Source organism: Pseudonocardia sp. ZF1 (assembly GCF_056835605.1).
The window spans coordinates 5,632,417-5,656,857 of record NZ_JAJNBY010000001.1 but is presented as its reverse complement, the minus strand read 5'-3'; the positions used below and the strand labels follow the sequence as shown (position 1 = coordinate 5,656,857).

Sequence of the window (24,441 nt, the reverse complement as noted above, 5' to 3'; positions counted from 1 at the left end):
GACTTCTGAGGGCGCCCTGAGACGGCCTCTGGGACGTCCGACGGGTGCTGGGTTGATGGGGAGGCCGGGCTGGGTCTCAGGAGTCGTGTGGGACCGCTGAGCCGCCGGACGTGCCCGATTGGTCGCTTTTCCCGGCTTCTCGGTGGTCGCGGAGGTGTGCACCGCCCGGAACCCGGCTGATCAGTCGTACGTATGTCTGAACTCGACGCATCGACGGTGTTCATGCGTGGTCCGGCTCGTGGTGCGTCCCGGGCGAGGGTCGTACGGAGTGCCGGGCTCGGTCGGTGAGCGGGCCGGGGCGTCCGCCCCGGGGTTGCGTGGTTCGTGCGCGGCTGGGGTCCGCGGCTCTCTCCGGCGGTCTCGGTACGGCATGTGATCGGGTCCGCGGCGGGGCGGCGGAGATGTTTCACGTGGAACAGCGACGGAGGCCGTGGCAGCCTCCGGCAGCGCGTCGGGCTCGGTCTCGTGAGCGGGTGGCCTGCGGACGCCGCAGCCCCGGGGTGGTCCGCCCACGCTGCGGGACCTGCCGCGTCGCGATTCCGTACGCGCCGCACGGGCACGGCGACCGGGGCGAGGTCTCGTCCCGCCGAGGGTGGCCTGGGCGGTGCGGACGTCGTCGCCCGGCGGGACGGAGGAGCTCGTCGCCGCGTACCGGGTGCGGGCGACGCCGATCCGTGCGCCTCCGCGGCGCAGGGGGCTCGTCGGCCCGAGGTGGCAGCCGGACGCACCGGTGGGATCGCCGCACCTCGGCGTTCCCGGTGGAGCCCGGCCGGTGTCGCCGTCCGGCGACCGTGCCGGGGGACGGCCGGCCCGGATGCGCCGAGCCGGTGGGCGGCGGCCAGCATCCGGGACGACCGCGCGTGCTGCGGCGTGGACGCCGGCCACCACGTCCGGCCCGCAGGCCCCGGGTCCAGCGATGCCCGGACCGCCGGCGCCCGGCCCAGGAGTGCTCACCCGGGAGTGCCCGGCCCGGGAGCGCGCGGCGGCCTGCGAGGCCGGTGTCCGCGCCGGCGCCATCGCGGGCAAGTGCTCGGCGCGGGAGTGCTCGGCCCGTCGGCACGGTTCCGGACGCGGAACCGCGCGTGGACCGGACGGTGCGGGATCGGGCAGGACGGAAGCGGGCAGGGCGGAAGCGGGCAGGGCGGAAGCGGGCAGGGCGGAAGCGGGCAGGGCGGAAGCGGGCAGGGCGGAAGCGGGCAGGACGGGATCGGGCAGGACGGGATCGGGCAGGGCGGGACCGGCCCAGACGGAACGGGCGGGAGACGGAACCGGGGCAGGGCGGGATCGGGCAGGGCGGGACCGGCCCAGACGGAACGGGCAGACGGAACCGGGGCAGGGCGGGGTCGGGCCGGACGGTGCGGGATCGTACGGCGCAGGGTGGGATCGGACCGGCCGATGCAGCAGGGCGGGGCGACCCACTGCGGCAGACTCGGGCACACACCGAGCGGCTCCGACCCCGCCCGCCCGATCCGCCCGACGTCGCGTGCGTGTGTTTCACGTGGAACATCCCGATGCCCCAGGATGGCCCGGTGCTCACCGACGCCGAGCTCGCCGCTCGCACCGACCGCGCCGTCGACACCGCGGTGTCCGCCGCGCGGGACCACGGCTACCGCCCCGGCACACCCCGCGTCCTGCACGACCTGTTCTCGGTCGTCGTCGCACTGGAGCCGGAGCCGGTCGTGGTGCGGGTCCCCACCGTCCTCCCGCCCGGCCTCGATCCGGCGGGACAGGCGGAGCAGCAGCGGCGCGAGATCGCGGTCTGCCGGTGGCTGTCGGACGCCGGGCACCCCGTGGTCCGGCCCGCACACCCGGAGCGACCCGTCGCCGCCGGGGACCTGTCCCTCACCTTCTGGGAGCGCCTGACCGTCGTCCCGGACGGCCCGCCCGACGCCGGTGCGAGCGGCGCGACGCTCGCTCGGCTGCACACCGCGCTACGACCGTGTCCGGTCGAGCTGGACTGGATGCACCCACTCGACGACTCCGTCACGGCGATGCTCGACGCGCTGCGGCACGACACCACCCACGTCTCCCCCACCGACCGCGACCGCGCGCTGCGGGAGTGGGCGACGATCCTCCCGGTGCTCGGCGACGAGGCGGGCTGCGCCGACCGGTTCCCCGGCACACGCCCGCAGCCGGTGCACGGGGACTCGCCGGCGTACAACGTCCTGCGGACCCCGGACGGTCCGTACGACGCCGACCTCGAGCACGTCTGCGTCGGACCGGTCGAGTGGGACCTGACCTTCGCCGGCCCGGAGGTCGTCGTCGCCTACGAGCGGGCGGCCGACCGTCCCGTCGACGCCGAGCTGCTCGCCCTCTGCGAGGCGGCCCGGCTGGTGCAGCTCGTCGCCTGCTTCGCGATGGTCCCGCAGCAGCCGGGGCTCGGGGACGGGATGAGCCCGCTCCTGGAGCTGTGGCGGGCCTCCGAACCCTGCGGCGGCGTGCTCGGCTGATGTTCCACGTGGAACCACACCGCTGTGGTTCCACGTGGAACACCGCTCAGCCCTGCCTGGCCGCCGCGCGCTCGACGAGCGCCAGGTAGACCGTCGCGAGGTCGGAACCGTCCGCGGCCACCGCGGTCGGGAGCAGCGAGGTGTCGGTCAGGCCCGGCGACACGTTCATCTCCAGGACGTGCACGTGACCGTCGGCGTCGACGATCGCGTCGGTGCGCGACACGTCGCGCATCCCCAGCAGCCGGTGTGCGGCCAGGGCGGTGTCGGCCAGCGCGTCCAGCACGTCCGACGGCAGCCGCGCCGGGCAGTGGAACGTGGCCGCACCGGGTGTGTAGCGGGACGTGTAGTCGTAGAACCCGGACGGCACCTCCACCTCCACCGGCGGCAGCGCGCGGGGCTCCTCGCCGTCGTGGACGACCGACACCGCGACCTCGGTCCCGGCGACGAACCGCTCGACGAGCACCGTCTCGGCGTAGGCGAAGCAGCTGACCATCGCGGCCGGCAGGTCCGCCGCGTTCCGGACCACCTGCACACCGAGCGCCGAGCCGCCCTGGTCCGGCTTCAGCACCAGCGGCAGCCCCAGGCGCTCGACGATCGCACCGAGCACGCCCTGCGCTCCCAGCTCACGGAAGGTCGAGTGCGGCAGCGCGACCCAGTCCGGCGTCGACAGACCCGCACGGACGAGCTCGGTCTTCACACTCGGCTTGTCCCACGCCCGCCGGCACGCCCCGGACGGGGTCCCGACGAACGGGATGCCCAGCAGCTCCAGCACCTGCTGCACGGCGCCGTTCTCCCCCTCGCCCCCGTGCAGCGCGACGGCGACCGCGTCCGGCCGGTCGGTCGACAGCCGCTCCAACAGGCGCGCGTCGACGTCCCACTCGCGGACGTCGACACCGTTCGCGCGCAGCGCACCCGCCAGTCGACGACCGGATCGCAGGGACACCTCACGCTCGTGGGACAGGCCTCCGGCCAGCACGGCCACCGTTCGATCGCTCACGCGGGCATTCTGCGCCATGAACGGGAACGCCCCGGACCGGGAGCCGGTCCGGGGCGTTCCACGTGAAACATCGCCGTCGTCGGACGGCGTCAGGTCGTGTCCGGCGACGGGCTCTGGGTGCCCCGGGTCAGCTCGGGGCGGACCGGTGTCCCGAACGTCCGCACGACCTCCATCTCGGCCTCCAGCACCGCCGCCAGCCGCCGCACGCCCTCGGTGATGCGCTCGGGCGTCGGGAAGCAGAACGACAGCCGCAGCTGCCGGCTGCCGAACCCGTCGGCGTAGAAGCCGGTGCCGGACGCGTACGCGACCCGCGCGGTGACCGCACGGGGCAGCATCGCCTTCGTGTCGACGCCCTCCGGCACGGTCAGCCACACGAAGAACCCGCCGTCGGGGACGTTCCAGGTGCAGCCCTCGGGCAGGTACGTCTCCAGCGCGGCGAGCATCGCGTCGCGGCGCTCGCGGTAGTTCTCGCTGAACGTCTTGATCTGGCTGCGCCAGTCGTGGTGCGACAGGTAGCGCGACACCAGCATCTGCGTGAACGACGGCGGGCACAGCGTCGCCGACTCCGCGGCCAGCACCAACCGGTCCCGCACCAGCGGCGGTACCAGCGTCCAGCCCACCCGCAGCCCGGACGCGAACGTCTTCGAGAACGACCCCAGGTACAGCACGTCCGGGTCGTACGAGCGCAGCGCCGGGTGCACCTCGCCGTCGAAACCGAGCATCCCGTAGGGGTTGTCCTCGACGACCATCACGCCGTAGCGCCGGCACAGCTCCAGGATCCGCGGGCGCCGCTCGTGCGCCAGCGTCACGCCGGCCGGGTTGTGGAAGTTCGGGATCGTGTACAGGAACTTCGGGACGATCCCCTGCCGCGCCAGCGACTCCAGCGCCTCGTGCAGCAGCTCCGGGACCAGCCCGTGCTCGTCCATCGCGACGTGCACGACCCGCGCCTGGTAGGCGGCGAAGCTGCCCAGCGCGCCGACGTAGGACGGTCCCTCGGCCAGGACGACGTCGCCCGGGTCGACGAAGATCCGGGTCAGCAGGTCGAGGGCCATCTGCGAGCCGACGGTGACGACGACGTCGTTCGGGTCGGCCTCGATGCCCTCCTCCCGCATGACCTCGCAGATCTGCTCCCGCAGCTGTGGGACACCCTGGGCGGAGCCGTACTGCAGCGCGGACATGCCGTCCACGTCGACGAGCTCGGCCACCTCACGGGCGAGGGACTGCAGCGGCAGCGCCGCCAGGTTCGGCATGCCACCGGCCAGCGAGACGACCTCGGGACGGCTCGCGACGGCGAACAGCGCCCGGATCTCCGAGGCCGTCATCCCGGCGGTGCGGGTCGCGAAGCGCTCGGTGGGGGCGAGCGGGACCACGGCCCCCTCCCCTGCCGCCGCTGCCTGCGCGGCCGCCGCGGCCGCGGAACGGCGGACGTCGGGCTGCTGCGGGCGGTCGGGCAGGGTCATCGCATGCTCCTCTGCGAGGGGAAAAGGCTCGCCGAGTGTAACCGCGACGGGTGATCGGCCCGCCCTTCGTCGTGACGTTCGTACCGGTGGGCCTTCTCGGGGTGACGGGATCGCGAGAATCCACCTAGTCTCGGGCTGCGCGGGGTCACCGGACCCGGGGGCGGCCAGGGGGGACGGTTGCTCCGGCGCCGGGGTCGGGACCACGCCCCGGACGGGCCGGCCGCGCAGCAGCGCGTGCATCGCGCGACGACGACATCCGGAGGTCGGATTCCGTGTCCTGGCACGTTGCCGCGCTCAACCTCGACAACCTCGGCGATCTGCCGAAGCGGTGTCGCAACTGCGTCTACTGGGAGCTCTCACCCCAGCTCGCCGACCAGGCCGAGGGGTACGGCACGACCGACCTGGAGAAGGAGGCCTGGCTGTCGGAGGTGCTCCTCGAGTGGGGCTCCTGCGGCCGGGTCGTCTACGTCGGCGGTGCCCCCGCGGGGTACGTGCTGTTCGCGCCGCCGGCGTCGGTCCCCCGTGCCACCGAGATGCCGACCGGACCGGTCAGCGCCGACGCCGTCCTGCTGACCACGATGCAGGTGGCCCCGGAGTTCGCCGGCGAGGGACTGGGCCGGGCGCTCGCCCAGGCCGTCGTGAAGGACCTGACCCGGCGCGGGGTGAAGGCCGTGGAGGCGTTCGGCGACGCGCGTCCCGGCACCGAGTCCGACTGCGTCGTCCCGGCGGACTTCCTCCGCTCGGTCGGTTTCAAGACCGTCCGCCCGCACCACCGCTGGCCGCGGCTGCGGATGGAGCTGCGCTCGGGGCTGGAGTGGAAGTCCGACGTCGAGGCCGCGCTCGAACAGCTGTTCAACACGGTGACCATCCCGATGCAGACCGCGGCGCCGCGCCCGACGGCGACACCGGCCCGCGCGGGGTCCTGCCAGCTGTCGTTCGTGCCGCCCGCAGGGACGATCTGAGGGCGCGCTGAGCGGGCTGTGGACGGCCTCGGTGGCCCGGCCCCGGGTGAGGGGCCGGGCGGGGCGCTGCGGGTCGTGACGGGCCTCAGACGGCCCGGATCTCGTCCCTCGCGTACTCGCGGGCCAGCACGTCGTTGAAGGTGAACGTGCCGGTGGGCTGGTCGTCCTGCCCGAGCAGGTACAGCCGCTTGACGGCGACGAGGATTCCCTCGGCGACGACGTCGCGGAAGCCCGGGTCGAGCAGCTTGCGACGGTCCCCGAGGTGGGTCAGGTACCCGACCTCGACGCGGACGGCCGGCATCCGGGTCCGGCGCACGAGCTCCCAGGTGCACGTCTGGCTGCGGCAGTCGAGCATCGAGGTCCGGGTGAGCAGCTCGCGCTGGATCAGCCCGGCGAGCGCCTCGCCGACGTTCGACGTGGTGCCCGACCCGTTGCCGAAGTAGTAGGTCGCCAGACCCTGCGCGTGCGGGCTGAAGCTCGCGTCGGTGTGCAGCGACACGACCATGTCGGCGCCGACGTCGTTGGCGAACTGCGCGCGCTCGGTGTCCGGCGGGTTGCCGTTCTCCGGCCGGGAGAGCAGAGCCTCCATGCCGGTGGCCGACATGCGGCCGACGACCCGGCGGGCGAGGTCCCACATCAGGTCGGCCTCGGTGACGCCGCCGACGTCGACGCCGCGGTCGTGCCCGCCGTGTCCCGGGTCGATGACGATGCGCTTGCCGCGCATCCGCGGGCCGGCCCGGCGCAGCAGCTCCTGCTCGCGCATGAGGTGCGGACGCCCGCCGGTGACCTTCCGGCCGAGCTGGCGCAGCGCGCGCAGCGTCTCCGGGCCGCAGACACCGTCGGGGGTCATGCCGTAGTCACGCTGGAAGCGGATCAAGGCCTGCTCGGTCTGCTGGTCGAACAACCCGCTCGGCCGGCCCGGGTTGTACCCGAGCTCGAGCAGGCGTTCCTGCAGGTGGGCGACGTCGTCGCCGGTGGTGGGGGTGGAGAGCGTGAACGACAGCATCCGGTCGCCCAGGCTCCAGCCCGCCTCCCGCAGCGCGCGGGCGGTGTCCGGGCCGACGATGCCGTCGGTGATCAGGCCACGGCCCTGCTGGAACATGCGGACGGCGCGGTCCACGCCGTCGTCGAACATGTCCTGGGCGCGCGAGCCCGGCGGAACCGCCGGGAGCAGACCGAGCTGTCCCAGCGTCGTCCGGATCTCGCGTACGGCCGGACCGCAGTCCCCGCGCCGGAGCAGCTGCATGCACCCCTCGCTCGCAGTCGTGAGGCGCCGTGCGACGCCCGTGATCGGTCGGTTTCGCCCGGTGACCGGACGCGTGCCGGACTCATTGTGCCCTGCCCCGCCCCCGGAGGAGTGCAGCGGGGCGGATACGCGCGTGTCCCGGTTGTGATCAACCGGGACACGCAGCGTTATCTCCGTGCGCTATGCAGCGCACGGACAGTGATCAGATGTGGTCGGCGAGATCGGCGAGCAGTGCCGCCTTCGGCTTCGCGCCCACGATCTGCTTCACCGGCTTGCCGCCGGAGAACAGGATCATCGTCGGGACCGACATGACCTGATAGTCGCGGGCGACCTCCGGGTTGGCGTCGATGTCGAGCTTGGCGACGGTCAGCTTCTCGGAGTTCTCGCCGGCGATCTCGTCGAGCACCGGGGCGACCATCTTGCACGGGCCGCACCAGGTGGCCCAGAAGTCGACCAGGACGGGCTTGTCGCTCTTCAGGACGTCTTGGTCGAACGAGCTGCTGGTGACGTCGACGGTGTTGTTGCCCATGGGGTTCTCCTTCGGTCGCGGATGCGGGTCTGTCGGGTGCCGGTGGGCGGTCAGTGCGCGGCGTCGGCGACGGCGGCCGCCGGGGCGGTCTCCTCCGAGCCGTAGCCGCCACCGGCCATCTCGGAGCCGACCTCGTGGCCGGCCAGCCAGCGCTCGGCGTCGATCGCGGCCGAGCAGCCGGAGCCCGCGGCGGTGATCGCCTGGCGGTAGGTGTGGTCGACGAGGTCGCCACAGGCGAAGACGCCCGGGACGTTCGTGTAGGTGGTACGTCCGTCCACCTGCACGTAGCCCTCGTCGTCGACGTCGACCTGGCCCGCCACCAGCGCGCTGCGCGGGTCGTGGCCGATCGCGACGAACATGCCGGTGACGTCGAGCGTGCTGGTCTCACCGGTCACGGTGTCGCGCAGCTGCAGCTGCTTCACCGAGCCCTCGCCGGTCACCTCGGTGACCTCGGAGTTGGTGCGCCAGCGCATCTTCGGGTCGTTCTGCGCCCGCTCGTACATGATCTTCGAGGCGCGGAACTCGTCGCGACGGTGGATGACCGTGACGGTCTCGGCGAAGCGGGTGAGGAACGTGGCCTCCTCCATCGCCGAGTCGCCGCCGCCGATGACGGCGATGTTCTGGTCCCGGAAGAAGAAGCCGTCGCAGGTGGCGCACGAGCTGACGCCGCGGCCGAGGAGTTCCTGCTCACCGGGGACGTGCAGGTAGCGCGGGGCGGCACCCATCGCGAGGATCACGGCGCGGGCCCGGAAGGTCTCCTTGCCGACTCGCACCTCCTTGACGTCGCCGTCGAGCTTCACCTCGTCGACGTCCTGCGGGCGCAGGTCGGCGCCGAAGCGCTCCGCCTGGCCGCGCATCTGCTGCATGAGCTCGGGGCCCATGATCCCCTCGGTGAAGCCCGGGTAGTTCTCCACCTCGGTCGTGGTCATCAGGGCGCCGCCGAACTGGCTGCCCTCGAACACGAGCGGGGCGAGCTGGGCCCGCGCGGCGTACACCGCAGCGGTGTAGCCGGCCGGCCCGGACCCGATGATGATCAGGTTGTGCACCGTGTCGTCGGTGGTCACCGGTACCGATCCCTCCTGCCGCGCCCGGGCGACGGGCGCGATGACGGGCCTGCGGGTGCCGGCCCGGGTGGCCGGCTCCTGCGTCGTGGCTGCCGTATGGCTCGAACGCGATCCTAGACAGGGGCATTCCCGCTCGTCGGTGCCGTCGGACGTGGGCCGCGTGATCCGGGCGTCGCCGGTGCCCGGCCGGGTCAGCCGGTGGTGGTCTCGGCGAGCACCCGCGCGGTGCCCGGCCCGCAGTCCGGCGGTACGGCGACGAGGCGGTAGCGGCCCCGCTCCGGTCCGCCGAGGACGAGCAGGACCGCCGGGTGGCCGTCGACGGAGTGCGGGCGGGCCGTCAGGAACGGAGCGTCCGGTCGCGGGTCGCCGGCGGCGGTGAGGCAGGCGCGGACCCGGGCGGGATCGTCGAGCGCGCCGACGGGGACGGCCGCGCCGGCGGCGGCGGACCGGAGCTCCTCCGGAGCGGTCCCGGCGACCGGGACGACGACCGGCGCGGTGGGCACGAGGGCGGCGAGCCCGACCCCGGCGACGACGAGTGCCGCCGCGGCGACGGCGAGCGCGCGCCACGGGGTGCGGCGGCCCGGCGGCGGGCCGCCGGCCGCCGGAGCGTCGCCCCGCTCCGGTCCGGGAGCCGCTCGCGCCATCTCCGCGGCGAGCCGCGCCCGCATCCGCGCCGCCACGTCGTCGGGCATCGCCACCGGACCGAGTTCCCGGGCCATTCGCGCCCCGACCTCGACGAACGGTTCCTCGTCGGGATGAGACGAAGCAGGTGAACAGTGGTTGTCGTCGTACCGACGAGTGATCTCCGAGGAGTTGTCGTCGGATCGGTGAGAACTGCTCATCCCTCGTCCTCCCGCAGCACGGGGGCCAGCCGGGCCCGCGCACGGGCCCGGCGGCTCTTCACCGTCCCCGGCGCCACCGCCAGCATCTCCGCCGCCTCCGCGACGCCGTAGCCGAGCCCGTCCACGAGCACCAGCGCGGCCCGCTGGTCCACCGGCAGCAGGGCCAGCGCGTCGGAGACGGCGAGCCGCACCACGAGCCCGCCCGCGTGGTCCCGGGCCGCGACGACCGTCTCCAGGGCCCGCAGCCGGTCCCGTCGCCGCCCGGCCGCGCGGAGCCGGTCGACGCAGTCGTTCACGAGGATCCGGTGCAGCCACGTCCCCGTCGCGGCGTCACCGCGGAACCCGGGCGAGCGGAGCGCGGACAGGAACGCCTCCTGCACCGCGTCCTCGGCCTCGGTCCGGTCGCCGAGCATCCGCAGGGCCACCGACCAGAGCCGGTCGGCGTACCTGCGGAACATCTCGTCCAGGTCGGGCGGGGCCCGGTCCGGGATCCGGTCGACGGTCGTCACCCGCGCACGGTAGGCAGCGCCGGGGGGTGCTCACGGGCGTTGCCGGGCCGGTCGGTCGCGATCGCGAACGGGGCGGCTCAGGGTGCGGTGCGGCGGAACCCGATGTCGTCGATCTGGGTCTGGTTGTTCGGCCCGAGGTTCGTGATCCACAGGAGCACGTGCTGGGTGGGGCGGCCCGGGTCGAGGCCGACCGTCGTCCGTCCCGACGACAGGGTGACGGTGTCGAGCAGCGTCGTCTCCGCCAGCGTCGGCTCGGCCGACGGGGCCGAGCGGACCTGCACGACCGCGCCCGCGGTCGGCGAGTCGACGGTGAGCCCGGTGAGCGGCTCGGCGGCGTCGAACGAGGCCTGCACGCCGATCCCGGGCTTGAGCGCCGGGAACGGCTGGAAGTAGCGGCTCGTCGTCCACACGGTGGAGGGGTCGCCGTCGACGACGTTGCCGACGGTGCCGGCGTTGTCCGCGTCGCCGACCGGGTCGAACACCGTCGCCGACACGTCCGGCACCGCGGTACCCGTCCCGGACGACGCGGCCGGGGCCCCGGCGGGGGGAACCTGCTGCTGCACCGGGGCGCTCGCCGCGGGCGGGACGACCACCGGCGGGGCGCCGCCACCACCGAACAGCATGCCCAGCTGCACGGCGACGTACCCGAGCACGATCAGCACGCCGACGGCGAGCACCCCGAGACCGATCCGCAGGTTGCGGCGGCGCCGGGGGTCGTTGCGGGTGTCGGGCAGCCGGTCGGAGTCCTGCCACACGTCGTCGGGCTCGGCGGGCGCGCCGTCGTGCACCGGCGGGAAGAAGGCCTGGTCGGCGTCCTCGGCGACGACGTCGGCCAGCATCCGGTGCATCGCCGCGGCGGTGTGCACCCGACTGACGCCGTCGCCCTGGCCGAGCGCACCGCTGCACAGCGTGTCCAGCTCCAGCGGCACACCGGGCCGCAGCTGCGACGCGGGCCGCAGCCGGCCCGCGGGCGTGCGGTCGGCGGCGACGAGCCCGGCGCGGGCGGCGTCGGACACCGACAGCGGCCAGCGCCGGGTGAGCAGGCAGTAGAGGATCCCGCCGAGCCCGCGGACGTCGTCGGCGGCGGACACCGACGGGCGCGGGAGCAGGAAGGCGAGCATGGCGCGCCCGTCCGGGGTGATCCGGACGCGCTGCGGGTGGTCGCAGCCGAGCACCAGGCCCTGCTGGTGGGCCTCGGTGGCGGCGGCCGACAGGGTCTCGACGGCCTTGGCGGCCCGCTGCGCGCGGATTGGGCCCTCGGCGACGGTCTCGGCCAGCGAACGCCCCGGCACCCACTCGGCGACGGCGGCGCCCAGCACGTCGGCCGGCAGGCCGTGCGTGCCCGGGGCCAGTACGTCGAGCAGCCGGGCGCTGCCGGAGTGCTCGAAGCAGCCCGAGCGCAGGGCACGCACGATCATCTCACCGGCGCGGGCGGTGCCCTCCGGGTCGTCGGAACGGTCGTCGGCGGGGAGCCTGCGCAGCAGCGTGACGCCGACCGGGCGGCGCAGCACGGTGTCCTCGGCGCGCCAGAACTCCGCCCCGGCGGCCGGGTCGGACCCGATCCGCTGACGGAGCACGTAGCGCTCGGTGAGCGGCGAACCCGCAGTGGTGCCCGCGGTCTCGCGGACGGTCGGGATGCGCTCGGTGGGCCGGGCCTGGGCCGGCACCGCGGGCACGGCGGCCGTCGGCTGCTCGTCGGCGGGTACTCCGGCGGTCCCGGGTGCGTCGGCGGTCGCCGTGGCGTCGGTGGGGTCGAGCGACGGGTGCGGACGGGGGGTCGCGTCGTCCTCGACGGGGTGGGGGCCGGTCCGGGCAGTGCGCTCGCCGATCTGCCCGCTCAACGGCCTCGCCCTCCCCTGGCGCTCGGTGTCGTGTCCGGCGTCAGCCTACGGCACTCGGTCGGATGTGGACGAGCCGAGAACACGCCCCGGATCCGTCTCCCCTGTCTTCGGAGAAGGGGCACCATCGGTTTGCCTCCCCGCCCTCCGGATTCGCCGGAAAGCACCTGTGATGCGACGAGCGGTCAATACCGGACGGCGAACGACAGCCGTGTTCTTTGTCTCTGCCGGCTCAGGAGCCGTGGACGCGTCCGGACGGCGCCGGTCCCGGTGGGACGGGGACGTCCGGGGGCGTGCCGGGCCCTGACCCGGGGCCACCGGACGGCCCGGCTGCGGCGGCCGGACGCAGCCGGCGCAGCACCCGCCGGACCACCAGGACCACGAGGACACCGCCGGCGATCGCGGTCAGCCAGACCGTGACCGTCCCGTAGACCGTCGACCGCACCCGTAGCCGGGTGTCCGGGCCGAGCGCGACGCCGTCGGGGGTGAGCAGGCCCGCGTCGACGCTGAACACCCCGGAGCGGGTGACCTGGGCGCTGACCCGCACCTGGACGCGGCCGCGCGGCGGGACCGCCTGCACCTCGATCGGGGCGACCCGCAGCCCGGTGGTGCTCGACAGCACCACCCGCACGTTCATCGTCACCGGCAGCCCGTTGGCGACGGTGATCAGCAGCGGTGCGTCGCTGGTTCCGAGCGAGTACGGGCTGGGCGGCTCCACCACACGCACCGACGCGCGGATCTCGGCGATCCGGTCGGCGACGACGGTCTCCTCCCGCTCGGCGCGGGCCGGGTCGCCCCGCCACCACGACGACACCGCCCGCAGCGTGCCGGTCACCAGCGGGTCGAACACGTCGGCGGGGCTGGCCCCGACCCCGGTGCGGGCCTCGGCCGCGGCCCGCAGCGCCTCGATCGTCCGGACCTGGTCGGCCACCCCGGACACGATCGTCCCCGGGATCTCCGCGCCGCCGGCCTGCGGTGGGTAGAACAGCTGCGTCCCGCCCGCCTGCACGTCGCCGCCGATGAGGGTGGACAGGCCGGTCGGGGCGATCCGGCCGTCGTCGATCAGCGAGGTCAGGGCGGTCAGCACCCCGGCGGCGGCCGGCCCGTCCGCGGCCCAGCGGTGCGGCGGTGCGACGACCAGCGGGCCGCCGGCGTCCCCGGCCCGGAACGCGAGCGCCCCGGCGAGGTCCTGGCCGGCGAGTCCGCCCACGTCCCCCTCCTGGACCTCGACGCCCGCGGGTCTGGTCGCGGCCTCGGTGAGCAGCGGGTCGGTGAGCAGCGCGGAGTCGTCGCCGTCGCGGCCGGTGCCGTCGGAGCGGCCCACGCGCACCCGGCCGGAGGCCGTCGTGCCGGTCACCCCGTCGGCGGAGAGCAGCAGCCGGGTCCCGCCGCCGAGGGCGTCCAGCGTCGCCTCGTCGACGACGCCGTCGGCGGGCCACACGACGCCGTCGAGGACCGTGGTCCCCAGCTCGGTGGCCAGGGTCCGGCGGCCGCGGTCCAGCGCGGTCCTGGCGAGGTCGGCCTGCCCGCCGCGGACCAGGGCGACGAGGTCGGCGTCCGACGGCGGCAGCGCGATCACGCAGGTCCCGCGCGCGGCCGCGGTCAGCGCCGCGAGCCACTGGCCCGCCGCCTCCGCGCCGCGGCCGGGAACGGACTCGCCGGGGCCGGTGACGACGCCGTAGCCGTCGCGCATGGCGGCCGCGGTGGCGACGAGCTCGGGGTCGATCGCCAGACAGAGCGCGGCCCGGGTCGGGGATCCGGCGGGCGCGGCCGAGCCCAGCGCCTCGACCAGGCCGCGCAGCCGGCCGCCGTCGGCGAAGGAGGTCGCGAGGTCGTCGTCGGTCAGCAGTGGCGGCTCGCCGGGCAGCGGCGGGACGCGGCGCGGGGCGTCGGTGATCGGGTACAGCATCGTCACCGGCGCGGCGGTGACCGGCGACGACGGCGGCGCGGCCCCCGGCAGCGACGACACCGGCAGCATCGTGCGGACCCCGGCCAGCCGCGACGGCGTGCCGTCGACGGTCCCGTTGAGGTTCACCAGCAGCGGGTAGGTACCCGGGCCGGGGAGCGCCAGCGTCGACTGCGGGGGCCCGGTGAGCGGGACGGCGTAGCGGAACGGGACCGACGCGCCCGGCGCGAGCGGGCCGAGGTCGGCGAACGGCGGCGTCGCGTCGTCGACCTCGGCCTCCCCGGCCAGCGCGGCCCGCAGCGCCGCCTCGCCGGCGAGCACCGGCCCGCGCTGCACCCGGACGGCCAGGTCGTCGACGATCCCCGGGCCGGTGTTGGTGACGGTCCCGGTGACGACCAGCTCGCCCGGCCCCGCCGACGTCACCACCCGCGGGGTCATCGTGCCGACGTCGAGCCGGACCGGGGCCACGGGCTGCTGGGCCGGTTGCTGCGCCGGGCGGTCCCGGGCCGCGGCCTGCGGGGCGCCCGCCGGGAACGCCGCGGGCAGGAACAGCGCCACCACCGCGGTGAGCACGATCGCGACCAGGGCCGCGACCCGGCTCACGCCGTCTCCTCCAGCAGGTTGGCCGCATGCCGGATCAGCCGGCGCTCGTCGGCGTAGGCGAGGCGGCCCTCGAGCTCGTCGAGCGGCACCCAGGCCACCTCGGAGACCTCGACGTCCTCGTCGCAGAGCTCACCGCCGAGCGCGCGCATCAGGTAGTGGTGGACCGTCTTGTGGACGCGCCGGTCCTCGGCGACGAACCAGAAGTCGATGGTGCCCAGGGGAGCCAGCACCTCACCGATGATGCCGGTCTCCTCCTGCACCTCGCGCACCGCGGCCTGCTCCGCGGTCTCACCGGCCTCGATGTGGCCCTTGGGCAGCGACCACAGCAGCCGGCCCCGGCGGTCCAGCCGGCCGATCAGCGCGGCGGCGCCGGTCTGGGGGTGCACGACGAGCCCACCGGCGGACGTCTCGTCCACCGTGCGCAGCCGGCGACGGCGGTCCGGGGACCGGTCGGCGCGCCCGGCACGGCCGGCGCGTGCGCTCCGGCCCTCACGGCCGGGTTCCGCGCCGCGCCCTGCCGAGGAGCGGCCGCGGGAGGTGGACATGTGGCGATGGTAACGAGGAGGTGGCTCGAAGGGGGGTCGACGAGCCGCCCGCGGCCGTGGCGTCACCCGGTCGCCCTGCCGTCGATCAGCGGTCGAGCGGTACGGAGTGACCGGAGGACCCGTGCCCACCGGCCGGGCGCGTTGCCTAGACTGGCCCGTCGTGTCCTCGTCGTCCCCGTCCTCCACCGCCCGACAGGTGATCCGGCCGACCCGACCTCCGGCCGGATCCGCCCCGGACCCGGACGAGCTGCAGCGAGCACAGGAGAACGCCGTGGTCGCACTGCTCGACGTCCCGGCCGTCGCCGACGAGCTGGCCGCCCGTTTCGCCGCCCGCGGTCACCTGCTCCATCTCGTCGGCGGCAGCGTCCGCGACGCGGTGCTGCGCGGCACCGGCGCGTCGACCCGGGACTCCGGGGACCTCGACTTCACCACCGACGCCCGCCCCGAGCAGATTCTCGCGATCGTGCGCGGCTGGGCCGAGGCCGTCTGGGACACCGGGATCGCGTTCGGGACCGTCGGGCTGCGCCGCGACGGGCAGACCCTCGAGGTGACGACCTTCCGCGCCGACACCTACGACGGCACCTCCCGCAACCCCGAGGTCCGCTTCGGCGACACCGTCGAGGGCGACCTGGTGCGCCGCGACTTCACGGTCAACGCGATGGCGGTCGAGCTGACCGGGTCGCACCGCCGCTTCGTCGACCCGCACGGCGGGTTCGCCGCGCTCGCCCAGGGCGTCCTGGACACCCCGGACACCCCGGAGCGCTCCTTCTCCGACGACCCGCTGCGGATGCTGCGCGCCGCCCGGTTCGTCTCCCAGCTCGGGTTCACCCCCGCCGCGCGGGTCACCGCCGCGATGACGGCGATGGCCGACGAGCTGACCCGGATCACCGCCGAGCGGGTGCAGGCCGAGTTCACCAAGCTGATGATCGGCGACCACCCGCGGCGCGGCCTGGAGCTGCTCTGCGACACCGGCCTGGCCCGGCACGTCGTCCCCGAGGTCCCGGCGATGCAGCTGGAGACCGACGAGCACATGCAGCACAAGGACGTCTACACCCACTCGCTCGTCGTGATGGAGCAGGCGATCGAGCGCGAGACCGACGGGCCGGACCTCACGCTGCGCCTGGCCGCGCTGCTGCACGACATCGGCAAGCCGGCGACCCGGCGCAAGGAGCCGGACGGGCGGGTCTCGTTCCACCACCACGAGGTGGTCGGGGCGAAGATGACCCGCAAGCGGCTGCGGGCGCTCAAGTACCCGAAGGCCCTGGTCGACGACGTGTGCCAGCTCGTCTACCTGCACCTGCGGTTCCACGGCTACGGCAAGGGCGAGTGGACCGACTCGGCCGTGCGCCGCTACGTCGCCGACGCCGGCCCGCTGCTGGAGCGCCTGCACCGGCTGGTGCGCTCGGACTGCACCACCCGCAACCGGCGCCGGGCCTCGGCCCTGCAGCGCAACTACGACGGCCTGGAGGACCGGATCGCCGAGCTGCGCAAGCAGGAGGAGCTCGACGCGATCCGCCCCGACCTCGACGGCAACCGGATCATGGAGCTGCTGGGCATCCCGCCGGGCCCGGCCGTCGGGAAGGCCTACCGGCACATGCTGGCGCTGCGGATGGAGCAGGGGCCGATGGACGCCGAGCAGGCCGAGGTCGCCCTGCGGGCCTGGGCGGACGAGAACCTCTGATCCGTACGGGCGTCCCGTACGGACGTCCACACTCATGTACGTTCGTATTGTACGAACGTATGGACGATCATGTCCGGTGTACGACGATGCGGCGAACGGGTGGCGACATCGCGTCCGCGCCGGAGGTGCGAACATGGACCCGTGCGGGAACACCGCGCCACGCGAGGCGCCGCTCTTCCCCCGGTCACACCGGGGAGTCTGCTCGTCGCCGCCCCCGGTCTGGGCGACCCGAACTTCTCGCGGACGGTCGTCTACATGATCGAGCACCGTCCGCAGGGCAGCCTCGGGGTCGTGCTCAACCGGCCGGGCCAGGCGGCCGTACGGGACGTGCTCCCGCGCTGGGCCGGGCTCACCAGTGATCCCGGGACCATGTTCGTCGGTGGTCCGGTCGAGGCGCGCACCGCGCTCTGCCTGGCCGCCCTGCGGACCGGGGAGACCGGTCGCGGGCTCGGCGGGCTGATGCCGGTCCGGCCACCGGTGCAGCTGGTCGACCTCGACTCCGACCCGGCGCCGCTCGCGCAGCGGCTGCGCGGCCTGCGGATCTTCGCCGGGTACTCCGGCTGGGACGCGGGCCAGCTGGGCGGCGAGATCGCCCGGGGTGACTGGTACGTCGTCCCCGGCCTGCCCGACGACCTGCTGACCACCGTCTACGACCAGCTGTGGGAACGGGTGCTGCGCCGCCAGGGCGTCCCGCTGGCGCTGCTCGCCACGTTCCCGCGTGATCCCGCCTGGAACTGAATCCCCGCGGGCGGTGTGTGACCTGTGGTGGGCCCACCCCGGTCAGGACGCCGCGGCCGGTGCCGCGCAGCGCGGATCCGCCGCGACCGTGCCGGGGGCCGCTGACCGGCCTACCGTGGGGTCGTGCCGTTCGACCGTCGTCCCCGGCCCGATCCCGTCGGCCCCGGGCTGGAGTCGGTGTGGGACTACCCGCGCCCGCCCCGGGCGGAGCGGGTGCCCCGCCGCGCGGAGCTGTGGCACGGCGGGACGCTCGTCGCCGCGTCGGACGACCTGGTCCGGGTGCTGGAGACCAGCCACCCGCCGACCTGGTACCTGCCCCGCACCGCCTTCACCGACGGCGTGCTGGTGCCCGGTGAGCACCGCACGTTCTGCGAGTGGAAGGGCGTCGCCCACTACTGCGACGTGCGCGTCCCCGGCGTGCCGCCGCTGACCGACGTCGCCTGGTGGTACCCGCGGCCGGACGCGCGCTACCCGGAGCTGACCGACCGGGTCGCGGTCTACGTGGCGCCGTTCGAGCGGATCACCCTGGACGGGGAGACGGTCCGCCCGCAGCCCGGCGGGTTCTACGGCGGCTGGGTCACCGACGAGGTCGTCGGCCCGTTCAAGGGCGGGCCGGGCTCCCGCGGCTGGTAGCCCGGGGCCCGCGGATCAGGCCCCGCAGGGCCGGGCCCGCGGACCGGCCCCGCAGGTCAGGCCTCGCGGGTGAGCCCGGTGCGGGCCCCGGGCTCCGAGCCCGGCTCGGTGCCGGTCGCGTCGCGGCAGCCCGCGACCAGGTCGCAGCCGGCGCAGACCCCGCCGCAGCTCGGGGCCGCGGCCTGCGCGGCGATCGCCGCCGCCGCGGCCCGCGCCCCGACCGCGCCCCCGAGACCGGCGAGCACGACCGTCCCGACCAGCGCGATCGCACCCAGCACCCACGGGGCGGCGCCGGTCCGGTCCAGGACCAGCAGCACCGTCCCGCCGACCAGGGCGATCGCCCCCGCGGCGCCGACCGGCGGCGCGGCCACCCGGTTGGCGATCGCGAACGCGTCGGCGGTCCGCAGGCTGTCCGCGGTGCGGACGCCGACGAAGCGGTTGCGCGGCAGCCGGCCGGTCGCCCCCAGCACGGCGAGGACGACGAGGACCACCCCGGCCAGCAGGAGCAGGGCGGCGAGGAGCAGGCGGAGCGTCGTGGGCACGTGACCAGGGTAGAACCCGCGGGAACGGGGACGCCCGCCCCGGCTACCCTGGTCACATGTGCACGGCCCGCCGACTTCCCGGCGCGGCGTCGTAGCCACAACACGGCGCCGCGACGGCCCCTCCTGCGTGATGCGCACGAGGGGCCGCGACGTGTTCCGGGCCCCGAGTCGGGCCGTCACGACAGGCATCCCCGAGGTGAGACGGACATGAGCACCGAGACCACGACCGCGTCCGAGCAGCGCGCGGACCGACCGGCGTACCGCTACGACGCCGAGATGGCCGCCCGGATCGAGCGGAAGTGGCAGGACTTCTGGGAGACCGAGCAGACCTTCCACGCCCCCGACCCGGGTCAGCCCGGCTCGGAGAAGCCGAAGGTCTACCTGATGGACATGTTCCCCTACCCCTCCGGGGCGGGGCTGCACGTCGGGCACCCGCTGGGTTTCATCGGCACCGACGTGCTGGGCCGCTACCTGCGGATGAACGGCCACAACGTGCTGCACCCGATGGGCTTCGACGCCTTCGGGCTGCCCGCCGAGCAGTACGCCGTCCAGACCGGGACGCACCCGCGGACGACGACCGAGGCCAACATCGCCCGCTACCGGCAGCAGCTGCGCCAGCTGGGCCTGGGCCACGACCCGCGTCGCTCGGTGTCCACCACCGACATCGCGTTCTACCGCTGGACCCAGTGGATCTTCCGGGAGATCTTCGAGTCCTGGTACGACACCGACGCCGACCGCGCCCGCCCGATCTCCGAGCTGCGCGCCGAGTTCGAGGCCGGCACCCGCCCGACCCCCGACGGCCGCCCCTGGGCCGAGCTGTCCGAGGCCGACCGGCGCGCCGCCGTCGACGGGTACCGGCTGGCCTACATCTCCGAGGCGCCGGTGAACTGGTGCCCCGGCCTGGGCACCGTGCTGGCGAACGAGGAGGTCACCCCGGACGGCCGCTCCGAGCGCGGCAACTTCCCCGTCTTCCGCCGCAACCTCAAGCAGTGGATGATGCGGATCACCGCCTACGCCGACCGGCTGGCCGACGACCTGGACCGGGTCGACTGGCCGGAGTCGGTCAAGGCGATGCAGCGCAACTGGATCGGCCGCTCCGAGGGCGCCCGGGTCCGGTTCCCGGTGCAGTCCGGCGCGGACGCGATCGAGGTCTTCACGACCCGCCCGGACACCCTGTTCGGCGCCACCTACATGGTGCTGGCGCCCGAGCACCCGCTGGTCTCCTCCCTGGTCCCCGGGCAGTGGCCCGACGGCACCGACCCGCGCTGGACCGGTGGCGCCGCGACGCCCGCCGAGGCCGTCGCGGCGTACCGCGCCGAGGCCGCGCGCAAGTCCGAGCTGGACCGCCAGGAGAACAAGGACAAGACCGGTGTGTTCACCGGCGCGTACGCCACCAACCCGGTGAACGGCGCGGCCGTCCCGGTGTTCGTCGCCGACTACGTGCTGATGGGCTACGGCACCGGCGCGATCATGGCGGTGCCCGCCGAGGACACCCGGGACTGGGACTTCGCGGCCGCGTTCGGGCTGCCGCACGTGCGCACGGTGGCGCCGCCGCCGGACTGGGACGGCGGCGCGTACACCGGCGACGGCCCGACCATCAACTCCGCGAACGACGAGATCAGCCTGGACGGGCTGGGCGTCGACGAGGCCAAGCGCACGATCATCGACTGGCTGGCCGCGAAGGGCGCCGGCGAGGGCGTCGTGCAGTACAAGCTGCGCGACTGGCTGTTCTCCCGGCAGCGCTACTGGGGCGAGCCGTTCCCGGTCGTCTGGGACGAGCACGGCCCGATCGCGCTGCCCGAGGACCAGCTGCCCGTCGTCCTGCCCGACGTCGACGACTACTCGCCCAAGACCTACGCCCCGGACGATGCGAACTCCGAGCCGGAGCCGCCGCTGTCCCGGGCGCACGAGTGGGTGGCCGTCGAGCTGGACCTGGGTGACGGCCCGAAGCAGTACCGCCGCGAGACGAACACGATGCCGCAGTGGGCCGGGTCGTGCTGGTACTACCTGCGCTACCTGGACCCGGAGAACACCGAGCGGTTCGTCTCCGCCGAGGCCGAGAAGTACTGGATCGGCAAGGACGCGGCCCGGTCGGTCGCCGACCCGGGCGGCGTGGACCTGTACGTCGGCGGCGTCGAGCACGCCGTGCTGCACCTGCTGTACTCGCGGTTCTGGCACAAGGTCCTGTTCGACCTGGGCCACGTGAGCAGCGAGGAGCCGTTCCGGAAGCTGTTCAACCAGGGCTACATCCAGGCCTGGGCCTACACCGACGCCCGCGGGACCTACGTGCCCGCGGAGGAGGTCGTCGAGGTCGTCGGCGAGGACGGCACGAGCGCCGGTTTCACGTGGAACGGGCAGCCCGTCACCCGGGAGTACGGGAAGATGGGCAAGTCGCTGAAGAACGTCGTGACGCCCGACGACATGTGCGACCGCTACGGCGCCGACACCTTCCGGCTGTACGAGATGTACACCGGCCCGATGGACGCCTCGCGTCCGTGGTCGACGCGGGACGTCGTCGGCCCGCAGCGGTTCCTGCAGCGGGTGTGGCGCAACCTGGTCGACGAGGGCACCGGGGCCGTGACCGTCGTCGAGGACGCGCCGTCGGAGGAGATCCTGCGGTCGCTGCACAAGGCGATCGCCGGTGTGCGTGAGGACTTCCCGGCGCTGCACTACAACACGGCCGCCGCGAAGCTGATCGAGCTGAACAACGCGCTGACCAAGCGCGGGGCGCCGGTGGAGCGCGAGGTCGCGGAGGCGCTGGTGCTGATGCTGGCGCCACTGGCCCCGCACATCGCCGAGGAGCTGTGGCAGAAGCTGGGTCACGAGGACACGCTGACCTACGCGCCGTTCCCGGTCGCCGACGAGCGCTACCTGGTGGCGGACACCGTCGAGTACCCGATCCAGGTCAACGGCAAGGTCCGCTCGCGGGTCACCGTCGCCGCCGACGCCGCCCAGGAGGACATCCGGGCGGCCGCGCTGGCCGACGAGAAGGTCGTCGCCGCGCTGGACGGGGCCGAGCCGAAGAAGGTCATCGTAGTGCCGGGGCGCCTGGTCAACGTCGTCCGGTAGGGAACGCAGGCGACCTCCTGCCCGTTGAGCGGGCAGGAGGTCCGTCATGAGCGCAGTCCTGACCCTGATCGTCGTCCTGGCCGTCGTCGCGGCCGTCGTGTGGCTGGTACGGCGGCACAACGCGGACTCCGCCGCCGCTCTGGCGGACGCCCAGGCCGAGTCCCGGCGCTGGGTGGAGCGTCTCGGCGGCCAGGTCCTGGCCCTGACCGGGACCGACGACCCGAGCCGTCAGGCGCTGGCCGACGCCGCCGAGCGCTACACCGCCGCGGGCTCGCAGATGGAGCAGGCGCGCACGGCCGCGCAGTGCCGTCAGGTCACCGAGACCGCCTACGAGGGTCTCTACTACATCCGCGCCGCACGCACGGCGATGGGCATGGACCCCGGGCCCGAGCTGCCGCCGCTGCCGGGCCAGTCCCGCGCCGGTGAGGTCACCGAGGACCGCGAGGTCGAGGTGGAGGGCCGCAGTCTGGGCGCGTCGCCGCAGCCGACCGACCGGAACAGCCATTACTACCCCGGCGGGACCGTCGCCGGGCGTCCGGTGCCGCGCGGCTGGTACTCCGAGCCGTGGTGGAAGCCGGCACTCGTCGCCGGGGCCTGGGGCGTCGGTTCGGCGCTGCTGTTCACCTCGCTGTTCAGCGGGATGGCCGGCGCCGACCAGGCCGCCTACGCCGACGGGGCCGCCCTCGACGACCCGGGCTTCGACGGCGGTGCCGACGGCGGCTTCGACGGCGCCGACCAGGGGGGCTTCGAGGGCGGGGGCCTGTTCGACAACGACTCCGACTTCGGCGGGGACTTCTTCTGACCCGCGCGCTGTAACGGCCGCCCCCCGGGCGGCATCCCCTCGTCCGAGCGACCAGCCCGTGGTCGCACGGCGAGAGGGGCCACGTCATGACGTACTACCTGCAGGCGATGCGCGGGTTCTCCGACTTCCGGGGGCGCGCCCGGCGGGCCGAGTACTGGATGTTCGTCCTGGTCTACCTGGGGATCTACCTGGTGGCCGGGATCCTGGACGCGGTCCTGGGGACGACGCAGCTGCTCGGCGCGCCGGTGCTGGCGACCGTGGTCGCACTCGTCCACCTCGTGCCCGCGATCGCGGTCCTGGTGCGACGGCTGCACGACACCGGGCGCAGCGGGTGGTGGTACTTCATCGGCTTCGTCCCGCTGGTCGGGGTGGTGCTGCTGATCGTGTGGCTGGCGACCGACGGCGAGCACCGTCCGAACGCCTGGGGCGACGACCCGAAGCGCGCCGAGCGTGCTCCCGCGCAGTTCGTCGCGGCGCAGGCCGGGCCGTACGGGGTCCCGCCGCAGTTCCGCTGAGGCGGCGGCCGGTCAGGCGCGGGATCCGCGCCGGACCGGCTTCTCCGGCCGCCGGGTCGCCCCGGTCCCCGGGTCCGGCGGCCGGGACAGGGCCGGCTCGGCGAGCCAGGCCTCCACGGCGTCGAGCACGAACGCGGCGTCGTCGAGGGCCGCGCGCGCCTCCGCCGCCGGGGCGGTCACGTCCGAGTGGTCGGCCAGCGCCCGCCGGTTGTAGAGCGACCGCAGCAGCCGCCCGGCCCGCGGGTCCAGCGACCGTTCCCGCACCACCCGGCGGACGAACGCGCTGACGACCTCGGAATGCTCGGCGCGGGTCTCCCCCAGCACCAGCAGCGCGGTCTCGGCGGCCCGGAACGCGGCATGGAACGCGCGGGAGACCGCGGCGTCGCCGAAGCCGTTCTCGGCCAGCACCCGGGCCCCGCCCAGCTCGACCCGGGCCCGCGCGATCCCGCCGTGCACCCGCCGGGTCACCGGATCCGCACCGCCTCGGCGCGGGCACGCACGACCGTCGGGTCGGCGGCACGGACGAGCTCACCCTGGCCGACCGGCAGCACGCTGATCGTCAGCCCGGTCCGCCGGGTGTGCTGCCACAGCACGTCGTCCATCGCGCGGACCTCCTCCCAGGGCAGGATCGGGAACCCGTCGTCGTCGAGGACCACGAGCAGGTCGATCGCGGACTCGACCGAGCCCTCCCCGCTCGCCCAGGACCCGAACAGCAGCACCTGACGCAGCCGGGGGCCGTAGAGCAGGCCCAGGTCGTCGGCGACGGCGGCGGGCACGTCGTCGTTGGACGGGTCCGGGTCGGGGTGGCGGGCCCTGAGCCGCTCGCCGTCGTCGGCACCGATCAGGCCGGCCGCGACCAGCCAGTCCGCCGCGCGCCGGCGGGAACGGGCGTCGCGGAAGCGGTACCACTGGTCGCGGACCTCGGGGAACTCGAACAGCGTGTTCTTGAACCGGCGGAACGCACCCCGGCCGTCGATCGCGCGGTCCAGCAGCGCCGCGGCCCGCCGGTGCTGGACGCCCGCGGTGAAGTCGGACATGTCCCGGTAGGACTCCCGGCTGGTCACCGGCCGGATCTCCACCCAGTCCGGACCGGGCCGGTCGTCGCCGGACACGCCGTGCACCTCGGCGTCGGCCGGGTCGAGGTACCAGGTGACCTCCGGCGTGCGGTCCTCGAGCGCGTCCGCCAGTGCGGACAGGTCGAGGCGGGCGGGGTCGAGCACGGGGCGACTCTATGCCCGGTCCGGTGCGCGTGGCAGCCGCCGCGGGACCCTCAGTCGTCGTCCTTCTCCCCGGAGCCGAAGAAGAAGTGCGCGACCAGGACCGCCCCCCAGATCCCGATCGGGAAGATCGGCCAGAAGAACGGGAGTCCCTCCCCGTCGGAGGACGAGGCGAACGCGGTGACCACCCAGATGCCGGTCAGGACGACCGAGGTGCCGGCCCACGAGCGCCACTCGGTGAGGTGCTCACGCCTCGCCTCGGCCTTCTCCACCTGCGCCGTCTCGGCACGCAC

At 74.6% G+C, this 24,441-nt stretch carries 22 protein-coding genes; 8 read left to right on the top strand and 14 right to left on the bottom strand.

Annotated elements, in window-relative coordinates; all coding sequences use genetic code 11:
• The first annotated feature begins 1,529 nt into the window (after window positions 1-1,529).
• A complete protein-coding gene (locus ZF1_RS27265) occupies window positions 1,530-2,450 on the top strand; it encodes an aminoglycoside phosphotransferase/kinase family protein (RefSeq protein ID WP_482638654.1) in 921 nt (306 codons plus the stop codon).
• A gap of 46 nt (window positions 2,451-2,496) precedes the next feature.
• Here ZF1_RS27265 and ZF1_RS27260 read toward each other — a convergent pair whose 3' ends face one another.
• Both ZF1_RS27260 and ZF1_RS27255 read right to left on the bottom strand, forming a co-directional pair.
• Window positions 2,497-3,447: a D-alanine--D-alanine ligase family protein gene (locus tag ZF1_RS27260; RefSeq protein WP_062399020.1), complete on the bottom strand. Its 951-nt coding sequence runs from the start codon at window positions 3,445-3,447 to the stop codon at window positions 2,497-2,499.
• An 89-nt stretch (window positions 3,448-3,536) separates the two neighbouring features.
• Window positions 3,537-4,907 (bottom strand): aminotransferase-like domain-containing protein, encoded by a 1,371-nt coding sequence (locus ZF1_RS27255; RefSeq protein WP_482638653.1) that lies wholly within the window; start codon window positions 4,905-4,907, stop codon window positions 3,537-3,539.
• A 272-nt stretch (window positions 4,908-5,179) separates the two neighbouring features.
• On the opposite strand from ZF1_RS27255, the gene ZF1_RS27250 reads away from it, so the two are divergent.
• Window positions 5,180-5,869, top strand: a complete 690-nt coding sequence (locus tag ZF1_RS27250) for a GNAT family N-acetyltransferase (RefSeq protein WP_224401046.1) — start codon at window positions 5,180-5,182, stop codon at window positions 5,867-5,869.
• Between the two features lie 85 nt (window positions 5,870-5,954).
• Here ZF1_RS27250 and ZF1_RS27245 read toward each other — a convergent pair whose 3' ends face one another.
• The 8 genes from ZF1_RS27245 to ZF1_RS27210 form a co-directional block, all read right to left on the bottom strand.
• Window positions 5,955-7,115 carry an N-acetylmuramoyl-L-alanine amidase gene (locus tag ZF1_RS27245; RefSeq protein ID WP_073573702.1) on the bottom strand — a complete coding sequence of 387 codons (1,161 nt, stop codon included), beginning with the start codon at window positions 7,113-7,115 and terminating at the stop codon, window positions 5,955-5,957.
• Window positions 7,116-7,317: 202 nt separating this feature from the next.
• Window positions 7,318-7,644: a thioredoxin gene (trxA, locus tag ZF1_RS27240; protein ID WP_020622767.1), complete on the bottom strand. Its 327-nt coding sequence runs from the start codon at window positions 7,642-7,644 to the stop codon at window positions 7,318-7,320.
• A 50-nt stretch (window positions 7,645-7,694) separates the two neighbouring features.
• The gene (trxB, locus tag ZF1_RS27235; RefSeq protein ID WP_062399016.1) at window positions 7,695-8,708 is read right to left on the bottom strand and encodes a thioredoxin-disulfide reductase; all 1,014 of its coding nucleotides are present in this window, start codon (window positions 8,706-8,708) and stop codon (window positions 7,695-7,697) included.
• A gap of 191 nt (window positions 8,709-8,899) precedes the next feature.
• Window positions 8,900-9,550: a hypothetical protein gene (locus ZF1_RS27230; protein WP_482638652.1), complete on the bottom strand. Its 651-nt coding sequence runs from the start codon at window positions 9,548-9,550 to the stop codon at window positions 8,900-8,902.
• Window positions 9,547-10,059 (bottom strand): sigma-70 family RNA polymerase sigma factor, encoded by a 513-nt coding sequence (locus ZF1_RS27225; RefSeq protein ID WP_073573699.1) that lies wholly within the window; start codon window positions 10,057-10,059, stop codon window positions 9,547-9,549. Before ZF1_RS27225 ends, ZF1_RS27230 begins: the two co-directional genes overlap by 4 nt.
• A gap of 77 nt (window positions 10,060-10,136) precedes the next feature.
• Entirely contained in the window at window positions 10,137-11,900 is a 1,764-nt protein-coding gene (locus tag ZF1_RS27220; protein ID WP_482638651.1) for a protein kinase family protein, read from the bottom strand.
• A 229-nt stretch (window positions 11,901-12,129) separates the two neighbouring features.
• Window positions 12,130-14,406 carry a DUF6049 family protein gene (locus ZF1_RS27215; RefSeq protein WP_482638650.1) on the bottom strand — a complete coding sequence of 759 codons (2,277 nt, stop codon included), beginning with the start codon at window positions 14,404-14,406 and terminating at the stop codon, window positions 12,130-12,132.
• Window positions 14,403-14,951: an NUDIX hydrolase gene (locus ZF1_RS27210; RefSeq protein WP_346101884.1), complete on the bottom strand. Its 549-nt coding sequence runs from the start codon at window positions 14,949-14,951 to the stop codon at window positions 14,403-14,405. The genes ZF1_RS27215 and ZF1_RS27210 overlap by 4 nt, the downstream gene beginning before the upstream one ends.
• Before the next feature lie 199 nt (window positions 14,952-15,150).
• Between ZF1_RS27210 and ZF1_RS27205 the strand changes: the two genes are divergently transcribed.
• The 3 genes from ZF1_RS27205 (at window position 15,151) to ZF1_RS27195 (ending at window position 18,003) form a co-directional block, all read left to right on the top strand.
• The gene (locus ZF1_RS27205; protein ID WP_482638760.1) at window positions 15,151-16,632 is read left to right on the top strand and encodes a CCA tRNA nucleotidyltransferase; all 1,482 of its coding nucleotides are present in this window, start codon (window positions 15,151-15,153) and stop codon (window positions 16,630-16,632) included.
• A 141-nt stretch (window positions 16,633-16,773) separates the two neighbouring features.
• The gene (locus ZF1_RS27200; RefSeq protein ID WP_073573695.1) at window positions 16,774-17,370 is read left to right on the top strand and encodes a YqgE/AlgH family protein; all 597 of its coding nucleotides are present in this window, start codon (window positions 16,774-16,776) and stop codon (window positions 17,368-17,370) included.
• A 123-nt stretch (window positions 17,371-17,493) separates the two neighbouring features.
• Window positions 17,494-18,003, top strand: a complete 510-nt coding sequence (locus tag ZF1_RS27195; RefSeq protein WP_482638649.1) for a DUF427 domain-containing protein — start codon at window positions 17,494-17,496, stop codon at window positions 18,001-18,003.
• 56 nt (window positions 18,004-18,059) lie between these two features.
• On the opposite strand, the gene ZF1_RS27190 is transcribed toward ZF1_RS27195, so the two are convergent.
• Complete coding sequence (locus ZF1_RS27190; protein WP_062398996.1) at window positions 18,060-18,545, bottom strand: SdpI family protein; 486 nt, start codon at window positions 18,543-18,545, stop codon at window positions 18,060-18,062.
• A 207-nt stretch (window positions 18,546-18,752) separates the two neighbouring features.
• Here ZF1_RS27190 and leuS point away from each other — a divergent pair, with 207 nt between their 5' ends.
• The 3 genes from leuS to ZF1_RS27175 all read left to right on the top strand — a co-directional run bounded on the left by leuS (window position 18,753) and on the right by ZF1_RS27175 (window position 22,931).
• A complete protein-coding gene (gene leuS / locus ZF1_RS27185; protein WP_482638648.1) occupies window positions 18,753-21,614 on the top strand; it encodes a leucine--tRNA ligase in 2,862 nt (953 codons plus the stop codon).
• Between the two features lie 46 nt (window positions 21,615-21,660).
• Window positions 21,661-22,416: a hypothetical protein gene (locus ZF1_RS27180; RefSeq protein WP_073573693.1), complete on the top strand. Its 756-nt coding sequence runs from the start codon at window positions 21,661-21,663 to the stop codon at window positions 22,414-22,416.
• A gap of 86 nt (window positions 22,417-22,502) precedes the next feature.
• Window positions 22,503-22,931 carry a DUF805 domain-containing protein gene (locus tag ZF1_RS27175; RefSeq protein WP_224401053.1) on the top strand — a complete coding sequence of 143 codons (429 nt, stop codon included), beginning with the start codon at window positions 22,503-22,505 and terminating at the stop codon, window positions 22,929-22,931.
• Window positions 22,932-22,943: 12 nt separating this feature from the next.
• Here the strand turns inward: ZF1_RS27175 and ZF1_RS27170 are convergent, their stop codons facing one another.
• From ZF1_RS27170 to ZF1_RS27160, 3 genes are read right to left on the bottom strand one after another with little or no spacing between them, the layout of a single operon-like run.
• Window positions 22,944-23,399, bottom strand: coding sequence for a HEPN domain-containing protein (locus ZF1_RS27170; RefSeq protein WP_062398987.1), 456 nt, complete (start codon window positions 23,397-23,399; stop codon window positions 22,944-22,946).
• On the bottom strand, window positions 23,396-24,151 hold the full coding sequence (locus ZF1_RS27165) for a UPF0158 family protein (protein WP_062398985.1): 756 nt from the start codon (window positions 24,149-24,151) through the stop codon (window positions 23,396-23,398). Before ZF1_RS27165 ends, ZF1_RS27170 begins: the two co-directional genes overlap by 4 nt.
• A 50-nt stretch (window positions 24,152-24,201) precedes the next feature.
• Window positions 24,202-24,441, bottom strand: coding sequence for a hypothetical protein (locus ZF1_RS27160; RefSeq protein ID WP_482638765.1), 240 nt, complete (start codon window positions 24,439-24,441; stop codon window positions 24,202-24,204).